The 3,639-nt window shown below is 68.9% G+C and carries 3 protein-coding genes and 1 pseudogene; 1 reads left to right on the forward strand and 3 read right to left on the reverse strand.

Annotated elements, in window-relative coordinates; all coding sequences use genetic code 11:
* Positions 1-428: 428 nt before the first annotated feature.
* Genes P3H78_RS32955 through P3H78_RS32965 form a run of 3 tightly spaced genes read right to left on the reverse strand, consistent with a single transcriptional unit; the run spans position 429 to position 3,254 of the window.
* Complete coding sequence (locus P3H78_RS32955; protein WP_276112849.1) at positions 429-953, reverse strand: hypothetical protein; 525 nt, start codon at positions 951-953, stop codon at positions 429-431.
* A gap of 37 nt (positions 954-990) precedes the next feature.
* On the reverse strand, positions 991-1,581 hold the full coding sequence (locus P3H78_RS32960) for a transcriptional regulator (RefSeq protein ID WP_276112850.1): 591 nt from the start codon (positions 1,579-1,581) through the stop codon (positions 991-993).
* A 2-nt stretch (positions 1,582-1,583) separates the two neighbouring features.
* Complete coding sequence (locus tag P3H78_RS32965; RefSeq protein WP_276112851.1) at positions 1,584-3,254, reverse strand: hypothetical protein; 1,671 nt, start codon at positions 3,252-3,254, stop codon at positions 1,584-1,586.
* A gap of 168 nt (positions 3,255-3,422) precedes the next feature.
* Here P3H78_RS32965 and P3H78_RS32970 point away from each other — a divergent pair.
* A pseudogene (locus tag P3H78_RS32970) lies at positions 3,423-3,639 on the forward strand (hypothetical protein); the annotation flags it as partial.

Genomic DNA, 3,639 nt, shown 5'->3' on the forward strand with positions numbered 1-3,639 from the left:
GTACTGCGATCGAACCCGTGGGTCATCGCGTTGCGGATCGTTGCGATGATCGCGGCAAGGCGGCGGACACGGGGCATCACGGATTTCGCCAGCATGGAAGCTCTCCTGAAGGGCCTGGTGGCGGCGCCGACTTGCCAGTCGACTGGGGCCCGTTGGGGCTCTCCCGAGATCGCTGGGGCGCCTGGTGGCCAGACCGTAGGAGCGGCGTCGATTAGTGCCGCAAGGCCGCTGCGGGCGCGGCTGCGGACCCGCAGAGAGCGGAATCGCGTCGTGCCCCGCCCAAGAGAGGAGATAGGCGGGGCACGACGCGAACGGGGGACGAGATGAGCGCGGGGGCCGTACGGAGGGCAGGCGGCGGGACGGTGTCCCACGTCACGCGCTGCGAGGCCGGGCTCGTGCGGCTTCGGTGGAGGCTCAGCGGCGGGTGCTTACGCGCGGCGTGGGACCGACCAGTCGACGTCGTCGAGGAGTGCGCCGATCCTGCACGCCATATAGCGGTCGGCGATGGTGAGCCAGCGGCGGGCGTGTGCGGGCAGGTTGGCTGCCGGGTCTGCGTCCAGACTTCTCTCAGCCCACTGGATCCGGTTGACGACGCGGCCGGCGTGGGCTCGTACGGCGTTGCTGCGGTGCCGTCGGTCGAGGGGGATCGTGCCGCGCATCCAGTGGACGCGGCCGATGTCGTCGTACGCCAGACGGCTTGCGCGGGCGAGCGGTGCGAGGTCGAGGGTGCCGCTTTCGGCGTGTTCCCGGCGGGCGGCCGCGCATTCGAGGATCACCGTCGTTGCGCGGTAGACCAGACGGTAGCGCCATTGAGGCTGGACGAGGGCGTGGCGGACCGTCTCCGGGAGCGGTTCGCCGAGGCCGAGCTCGGCGAGTGCCGCCTCCAGGTGGCCGGATATCTGTGGGTCAAGGTTCCGTGCCGTCGCGTGGGCGCTGATGCGAGTGATGAGCATGGCGCAAGGTCCTTGTCAGTCAGGGACGGACCGGAGGTCAGGCGTTGAAACCGAGCGACTTGGTGTACTCGTAGGCGCCCCAGTCCGACCCGAGCTCGTCGCGGAGTTTGTCGACCCATACGTCATCGAGGGCCGCCTTGGTGCCCTTCTCCCAGGCCCCATCTGCCCAGGCCTTGACGATGTGGTCCCACTTCCTGATGTTGATCTTGCGCATCTGCTTGTCGCGACGTCGGTGGCGCTCCAGGACGGAGGTGTCGTCGGCGGGGTGGATCTCGACGCGGGTGCCGCCCCCGGCGTTGAGGCGCTGGAGGAGGTAGCGGGCCACGTTGTGGCGGCGCATCCGCCGGTAGGTCCGGTCGATCAGGGTGAGGTTGGACGCCTTGGGTTGCTGAGTTCCGTCCAGCCACTTCGCCAGGGTCTCGCTGCTGGGGTTGAGTCCCTCGCTGGCCATGAGAGAGCGTGCGTGCTCGGAGCGGGTCATGTAGCGCAGTCGTGCGGTCAGGCCGCGGCGCGTGGTGACCGGGGAGGTGATGCCGCCCGCGAGGGTGTCCAGGACGCGCGCTGCGGCGAGACTGCTGAGCTCGCCCCTTGCTTTGTAGTGGCCGAAGTCGATGTTCCTGTCGGGCACTTCTACGCCTCCGAGTCGGTGGTGATGGTGCGCTGGTTCTTGAGCTTGACTTCGGTCAGGGCGCGCCCTTCGGGGAAGAGCGGGCGCCCCTGAGCTCCGACGGCGGAGCGCCAGTCGCCGATCAGGTGGAGCTCGTCGGTGCCACTGACCCTAACGACGTGCAGCCCGGCGGCGTTCGCCTTGAACGCCTTCTCCCAGAGGTTGGAGAACGCGGCCGAGCGGATGATGTGCATCCAGTCGGGCCGGTGCAAGTCGCGGTTGTAGTTCGAGTCGCCCATGGTCGACACCAGCTTGGAGTACATGGCCTTGACGTATTCCTCGGCCACGGTGTCGTTGTCGGCGATCGCCTCGGCCCGGACCTCGGCGAGGGCGGCTCGCGCGTACTCCAGGAGGTGCTCGGTGCTGCCGCTCGTCCAGGACTCGTGAATCTGCGGGGGCTCGCACAGCCGGCCGTATTTCTCGGAGGCCGCGCGGTTCAGCTGGCGCAGCGTGGGTTCTCCGATCCACAGGGGTCCGTCTTCGTCTCGTGCGCCCAGCGGGTTGGGCAGGTGCTCGTGCTTCCACTCCCCCGGCGTCACGTAGTGGAAGCCGGACCGCCGCAGCTTGATGGTGTCGATGGGGCCTTCGCTGTGTGCGAGTTCGCCGAGCGGGAGGTGGGTCTTGAGGGCGCTGAGGTAGGCCCCGTTGATGTCCAGCTCGTCGACGGTGTGGCTGCCGGGCGGCAGGCTGTCCCAGGCGCGGCTCCACTTGGGGCGGGCTTCCCAGATCTGGTCGGGCTTGTCCTTGGTCGGCTTCCTGAGGATGTCCGGCAGGAAGGGGAAGGCGACGATGTCGTAGCGGCCGCTGCGGCGGGTGAGGTCGAGCAGTTCCATCGCGTGGGGGATGGCCTTGCGGACCAGGAAGGCCTGCGCTGCTTCCAGGTCGCCGTCGTGCTGTTCGAGGGCGTCGTGGATATTGCGGCGCAGGAAGGCGACAGCGGTGTCCTTGGTGTCGCTGCGCTCCTGGCGGGGGCGGGAGGGGCGCCTCTCGCGTGCCGGATGCGGATGCTGGGAGGTGTCCGGCTCGGGTGTCGAGGCGGGTTCGCGGCGGTCGGTCTCCTGGTCGCCGTCGGACTTGGCCGGCGCTTCCTGCGGGCGGGCTGCGTCTGCCGCTGCTGCGCACTCGTCGGCGGAGACGTGCTGGGGAAAGCCTTCGAGGGCGGTGGTGGCCGGGAGCTGGCACAGCACGCAGGGCTCGGGATCGGGCAGCTGCGTGACGTCTTCGACCGCGGCGGCCTCAGGCTCGCTGCTCTGCGGTTCCGGCGATGCGGCTGCGGCTGGCGCGGCGGGGGAGTCCGGCTCCTTGACGGTGGCCGACGGCTCGTTGCGGTCGGCGAGGAGTCGCGTCACCGTGGTTCCCCGGCTGCTGGCGTAGGCCTCGCAGGCAGTTTCTGCCCCGGCGAGGAGCGTGAGGGTGGGCATGCCGAAGTGCCGGGCGATGGCGTCGGCCTCGTCGAAGCTCCACGGTGAGCGGGCCTCTGGGCGGCGCGACTGGCGGCGGCTGACGGCGTAGTGGGACAGGCCGATCCCGTCGGCGAGTTCGTTCTGCTTCTGGCTGGCGATGGTCAGCAGAGCCTCCACAGCTCCGCGCAGGACCTCCAGCGTGCTCTTCGGTGTCTCCTGGGCGTTCGACATGGCAGCACCCTACCGACCTGATTGCAATAGCTGCAAGTTCCTTGCATTGAGTGCAATTACGCATCCGAATGGGTGATCGCTGTGCAGGGGAGAGCGCTACGGCCTGATGGAAGACCGCAGCTGCTCAGATGGAGCCGACCGGCTGTACGTCTGGAAGGGGAACGGTTCATGAGCGGTTCAGTGCTGCCCGAGCTCACCGCGCAGGTCATCACTCCGGCCGGCGCACGGCGCATTCTGGCGTTGACTCAGCAGAGCGGTTGCCGGTCTGATCCGGTCGACATGGACCATGCGCGCCGCCTGGCGGACGACATGACGTGCGGGGCTTGGGACGACGCGAACCCCGCTCCCATTGCGCTGTGTTCGCACGGCGCGGTGATCAGGGGCC

Origin of the sequence: Streptomyces tropicalis (genome assembly GCF_029269835.1) — a bacterium.
Taxonomy (GTDB): Bacteria; Actinomycetota; Actinomycetes; order Streptomycetales; family Streptomycetaceae; genus Streptomyces; species Streptomyces tropicalis.